6 protein-coding genes are annotated in these 5756 nt (G+C 73.9%); 4 read left to right on the top strand and 2 right to left on the bottom strand.

Annotated elements, in window-relative coordinates; all coding sequences use genetic code 11:
- From H5J29_RS18865 to H5J29_RS18850, 4 genes are all read left to right on the top strand, one after another.
- A partial coding sequence (locus tag H5J29_RS18865; protein ID WP_220187622.1) for a FadR/GntR family transcriptional regulator occupies nucleotides 1–1488 on the top strand: 1488 nt, incomplete at its 5' end.
- Between the two features lie 276 nt (nucleotides 1489–1764).
- The gene (locus H5J29_RS18860) at nucleotides 1765–2076 is read left to right on the top strand and encodes a hypothetical protein (protein WP_181782294.1); all 312 of its coding nucleotides are present in this window, start codon (nucleotides 1765–1767) and stop codon (nucleotides 2074–2076) included.
- Between the two features lie 40 nt (nucleotides 2077–2116).
- Nucleotides 2117–3094, top strand: coding sequence for an NADPH:quinone oxidoreductase family protein (locus H5J29_RS18855; RefSeq protein WP_181782292.1), 978 nt, complete (start codon nucleotides 2117–2119; stop codon nucleotides 3092–3094).
- Complete coding sequence (locus H5J29_RS18850; RefSeq protein WP_312858305.1) at nucleotides 3091–3909, top strand: acyl-CoA thioesterase; 819 nt, start codon at nucleotides 3091–3093, stop codon at nucleotides 3907–3909. The genes H5J29_RS18855 and H5J29_RS18850 overlap by 4 nt, the downstream gene beginning before the upstream one ends.
- Before the next feature lie 12 nt (nucleotides 3910–3921).
- Here H5J29_RS18850 and H5J29_RS18845 read toward each other — a convergent pair whose 3' ends face one another.
- Entirely contained in the window at nucleotides 3922–5142 is a 1221-nt protein-coding gene (locus H5J29_RS18845; protein WP_181782291.1) for an epoxide hydrolase family protein, read from the bottom strand.
- On the bottom strand, nucleotides 5139–5756 hold a 618-nt coding region (locus H5J29_RS18840), incomplete at its 5' end, for an SDR family oxidoreductase (RefSeq protein WP_181782289.1). The genes H5J29_RS18845 and H5J29_RS18840, both read right to left, overlap by 4 nt.

Genomic DNA, 5756 nt, shown 5'->3' with positions numbered 1-5756 from the left:
GCGGACAGCAGGTTGTCGATCGTGAGGCCGTGCAGCGCGCTCAGCCATCCCGCGCCGCCGCGCCGGGGGCCCACCGAGAAGCTGGCCGCCCTGACCGCCCGGCGCATCGAGGCGGACATCATCAGCCGGGGCTGGCCGATAGGTGAGGTCGTCGGATCCGAGCAGGACCTCCAGGAGCGGTACGGCGTGAGCCGCTCGGCGCTGCGCGAGGCGGTCCGGCTCGTCGAGCACCACCAGGTCGCCCGGATGCGGCGCGGACCGAACGGGGGCCTGGTCGTCTCGGCGCCGGACGCCGGTCCCGCGACCCGCGCGCTGGTGATCTACCTCGAGTACATCGGGCTGAGCATCGAGAACCTGATGCGCGCCCGCCTCCTGCTCGAGCCCCTCGCCGTCGAGCTCACCATCCGGAACCTCCGGGAGGAGGGCATCGACCGGATGCGGGCGCTGCTGGACGCGGAGGCCGCGCACCGGGACGAGGAGACCGTCTCGCTCGACGCCCTCCACGTCCTGCTCGGCGAGCTGTCGGGCAATCCCGCCCTGCACCTGTTCATCGACGTCACGACCAGGCTCACCGCCCGGTACGGCCACTCGCTCCGCCGCATCCCGCGCGAGAAGAGCGCCCGGACCAGGGAGATCTCCCGCGCGCGCCACGCCGCGGTCGTCGACGCCATCCTCGGCGGGCAACCGGGTTCCGCCACCGCCGAGATGACCGCGCATCTCGACGAGGTCACCGCGTGGTTCGTCGAGAACGACGCGCGAGGCGCCCGGCGCCCCGGGCACAGGCCCACGGCCGACGGCTCGACCGCCGAGCCCGCCGCCAAGCTCGCCGAGGTGGTGGCGGCCCGGATCCGCGACGAGGTCGTGCGCAGGCGCTGGCCCGTCGGGCAGGTGCTCGGCTCGGAGAACGACCTCGTGGCCCGCTACGGCACCAGCAGGGCCGTCCTCCGGGAGGCGGTGCGCCTGCTGGAGCTGGACTCCGTGGCGCGCATGCGCCGCGGCCCGGGCGGCGGCCTCGTGGTCGCCGAACCCCTGCCCGACGCGAGCATCGAGGCGATGGCGCTCTACCTCGACTACCGCGAGGTCACCGCCGAGGACCTGCGCGTGGTGCGCGACGCGATCGAGCTCGGGACGATCGACGAGGTGATCCTGCGGCGGGACGACCCCGAGGTGGCGGCCCGCCTCCAGGAGGCGATCGCCCGGGGGCACGAACCGACGGACGCCGGCGCGGCCGGGTCGGACCGGTTCCACATCGAGCTCGCCCACCTGTCCGGGAACCCCGTGCTGGAGCTGTTCCTGCGGATCCTGAGCGAGCTGTGGCTGCGGCACACGACCGGGGTGCGCAAGCGGGAGCCCGGTCCGGACGCCGTCGATGGCGTCAAGCACATCCACGGTCGCATCCTGGACGCCCTGCTGGAAGGGGACACCGGCGTCGCCCGCCACCGGATGCGTCGCCACCTCGCGGCGTTGACCGCGTGGTACCACGAGTGACCGGCACCGGATCAGATCACTGACATCGAGGGTCGGACCTCGCGGAGGAGCCCTGCGTCGACGCTCCTCAGTGGAGGCCGCCGTCCGCCCGTCGGCCGTGCCGGGTGCGGCGCGCCACGCCGGAGTGACCCGTTCGACGGGGCCGGAGGTTTGACGTCGGTGGGAGTCCGATGTTGAATGAGGATACCGTATTGGGCTCGGTGCGCCGAATCCGGATGCGGACCGCCGGGGCGGCCCCCACACCCTCGATGCCGAACACACACGGAGGACGCCGCGATGAAGCCGCGCATCGGAACGACACTCGCCAGCACCGTCGACCCCACGACCGTCGTCGTCATCCGCTGGGGCGCCGACGACGCCGAGGTGACCTGCGGCGGCGCGCCCATGGTCGACGCGAAGGGGCCGGACGCGGGCACGGCGGGCGTGCCGGACCCCGAGCAGCAGGCCGGCACCCGGCTCGGCAAGCGCTACACCGACGCCGCGCTCGGGATCGAGCTGCTGTGCACGAAGGCGGGCCAGGGCACTCTCGCGATCGGTGGTTCCCCGCTGCCGCTCAAGGACGCCAAGCCGCTGCCCGCCTCGGACTGACGCCGCGTCCCATGAGCATCACTCCGCTGCGGGACGCGTGATGCGGGCCGCCCGCGTCCACGCCTACGGGGCGCCCTCCGCCGTCGTCGTCGAGGAGATCCCGGCGCCGCGTCCGCGGGCGGGGGAGGCGTTGGTGCGGGTGCACGCCGCCGCGGTGAACTTCCCCGACGTGTTAATGATGGCCGACCGCTACCAGGTCTCGATCCCGGTGCCGTTCACCCCCGGCAGCGAGTTCGCGGGGACGGTCGTCGCGCTCGGGCCCGACACCGACGGTCCCGCGGTCGGCACCACGGTGATGGGTGGCGTGCTCACCGGCGCGTTCGCCGAGGAGGTCGTCGCACCGGCCCACGTGCTGCGGCCGGTCCCCGCCGGCCTCGACATGGTCTCCGCGGCCGCGTTCCGGGTCACCTACTCGACGGCCTACCACGCCCTGGTCTCGATCGGCGGCGGTGTGGCGGGGGACCGGGTCACGGTCCTCGGTGCCGCGGGCGGGGTCGGCTCGGCCACCGTCGACGTCGCCACCCGCCTGGGCATGTCCGTCGTCGCCGCGGCGTCGAGCCCCGAGCGGCTGGCCGTCGCCGCGAAGCTGGGGGCCGTCGCGGGTGTCGACTACACCCGCGAGAACCTCAAGGAGCGGCTCAAGGAGCTCACCGGGGGTGGAGCGGACGTCGTGGTCGACCCCGTCGGCGGCGACCACGCGGAGGCCGCGCTGCGCGCGATGCGCTGGGGCGGCAGGTTCGTCACGGTCGGGTACGCGGACGGTCGGATCCCCCGCATCCCGCTGAACCTGGTGCTGCTGAAGGGGGTCGTCGTGCGCGGCTTCGAGCTGCGGACGATCGGTGAGCACCTGCCCGAGGCGGTGGTCTCCGCCGACGCGGCGCTGGCCGAGCTGGTGGCGGGGGGCATGCGGCCGGAGGTGACGTCGGTCCGCACCCTGTCGGAGGTGGCGCAGGCGTTGACCGAGGTCGCCGAACGCGGCGCCACCGGCAAGGTGGTCATCGACATGGGAGCCCCGTGAAGCGTTCGCCGACGGCGCCGGTGCACGTGCCGCTCTCGGTGGACCTGCTCGAGCTGCTGTCCCTCGAGCCCCTCGGGCGGGACGTCTTCCACGCCCCCACGGTGTTCGACGACGACTTCGCCCTCTACGGCGGTCAGGTCGCGGCTCAGGCGCTCTTGGCGGCGGGCGCGACGGTGCCCGACGGGCGGGCGCCGCATTCGATGCACGGCTACTTCCTCCGTGGGGGCGACCCCGCGGTGCCGACGGAGTTCCGGGTGGACCGCGACCGTGACGGCGGCTCGTTCTCCGCCCGCCGGGTGGTCGCGACCCAACGCGGTGAGGTCGTCTTCTCGATGGGGTGCTCCTTCCAGGTCGGCCGGGAGGGGCCCGAGCACCAGGTCGCGTCGATGCCGGTGACGCAGCGGCCCGAGGAGCTCCGCGCGTACGCGATCCCGCGGCTGGCGTCGATGGAGGGCCGGGCACCCGTCCAACCGCGGCCCGCGCCGTGGCCGACCCGCATCTGGGCGCGGTGCGCCCGGGATCTGCCGGACCGGCCGCTCGTGCACGCCGCGGTGCTCACCTACCTCTCCGACATCTCGGCGGGCACCGCACCGCTGACCGACGAGCACGGCAGGCCGGGCCCCTCGCTCGACCACTCGATCTGGTTCCACCGACCCGTCCAAATGGACGAGTGGGTGCTGATGGACCTCACGCCCGTCGTCACCGCCGGGGGCCGCGGCTGGTACTCCGGCACGATCCACACCGCCGAGGGGGTGCTGGTGGCCGACCTCGCGCAGGAGTCGCTGTTCCGGCGCCCGGCCCCGAAGACGACGTGACGGCGCGCCGGCTCAGCGCCGGTGCGCCCCGACTCTCCGGAACGTCTCGCGGATCTCCTCGACGACCACCTCGGGCACCTCGGCGGGCGCGAAGTGCCCACCGACCGGGGAGTACGACGTGCGGCGCAGGTCGTAGTAGTCGGCGGCCCAGAACCGCGACCGGCTCGTCTGGTCGTGCTCGAAGAAGGTGATCCCGGTCGGCGCCTCGACGACGGGGGTCCGGTCGTGCACCGGCACCCACCTGTTGTCGGCGGTCGCGCGGTACGCGCGCACGGAGCTCCAGGCCGTCTCGGTGAACCAGTACAGGCTGAACGTCGTGAGCAGGAACCGCTCGGAGAACGCGGTCCGCACGTCCTCCTCGCGCCCGCCGCGCCACAGGTGGCGCGCCTTCAGCAGCCAGGCGAGCATCCCGGCGGGGGAGTCGTGGAGACCCGCCGCGAGGGTCTGCGGCTCGCGCACGTGCACGATGCGGTGGGCACTGGGCGGAGCGCCGTCGGTGAGCGGCCGTGCGGCGAGGACGGGGTCGCTCGGCGGCGTCTCGGGACGGGGGAAACCCCAGTCCGACTCCCATTCGAGCCCCGCCACCGCGGACCCCGTCGCCGAGAAGGAGAGCGGGACCGCGCCCAGGAGGTGGATGCCGATCAGGCGGTCCGCGTGGGCGTGCCCCATGGCGGCGGTCACCATGTTGCCCATGTCGCCGCCGACGGCGGCGAACCGCTCGTACCCCAGCACCTCGGTCATGAGCCGGACCCAGAGGGCCGCGGTCTCGCTCGCGCCGCGCGTAGGCCGTCGGAGCGGGCTCGAGAAGGCGAACCCCGGCAGGGACGGCACGACCACGTCGAACGCGTCGAGCGGGTCGCCGCCGTGGGAGCCGGGGTCGGCGAGCGCCTCGACGGTGGCGTGCCAGTCCCAGTAGGTCCACGGCCAGCCGTGGGTGAGGATCACCGGGACGGGCGCCGGTCCGCGGCCGCGCCGGTACACGAAGTGGATCGGCACGTCGTCGAGCACGACCCGGTGGTTCTCGAACCGGTTGAGCTCCTCCTCCGCGTCTCGCCAGTCGAAGCGCCGCCAGGCGGCGACCCACTCGCGCAGCACGTCGCTCGGCACGCCGTAGCGCCAGTCGTCGTTGGCCATGTCGGGGGCGAACCGCGTGGCGTCGAGCCGCCGATGCAGGTCGGCGATGTCGGCGTCCGGGACGTGGATGCGGAAGGGCTCGCTGCGGGGTGGTGTCACAGTGCGACCTGCCCGTCGATCTCGGCCAGCAGCTCCCGGTGGGCCGCGGCGACCTGGTCCCGGCGCTCGGGGTGGGTGAAGATGAGGAAGCGGTATGGCGTCAGGCCGCGCACGATGAGCTCGCCCGCCTGCTCCGCCGACATCGCCTCCCCGGAGGCGGGCTGCGGGCCGCGCGGCACCCAGCGGGCGCCCGCGTATCGCTCGCTGTTGGCGGCGAGCGCGGTGGCGACACGGCCCGCGGTGACGAGTGAGACGCGCACGCCGTGGTGGCCCTCCTCGTTCGCGAGGGTCCTGGAGTAGGCGAGCAACGCGTACTTCGAGGCCGTGTAGAGCCCCAGCCCCGGGACGTCCTGCACGACCAGCGCGGCGATCGACGCGTTGTTCACGATGTGCCCGCCCGTGGCCCGAAGCTGCGGTAGGAACGCCCGGCAACAGCGGACGACCCCGTCGAAGTTGACCCCCATGACGAGGTCCCAGTCGGCGGGCTCGGCGTCCGCGAGCAGCCGGTTCACCACCACTCCCGGGCTGTTGACCAGCAGGTCCACCCCGGGCAGCACCTCGCGGGCGTGTGCGGCGAGGGCGTCGACATCCGCGTCGCGGTGCTCACCGGCGCA

The sequence above is a fragment of the Pseudonocardia pini genome (genome assembly GCF_013870575.1).
Classification (GTDB): domain Bacteria; phylum Actinomycetota; class Actinomycetes; order Mycobacteriales; family Pseudonocardiaceae; genus Pseudonocardia; species Pseudonocardia pini.
This window is presented reverse-complemented; position numbering and strand designations above follow the sequence as displayed.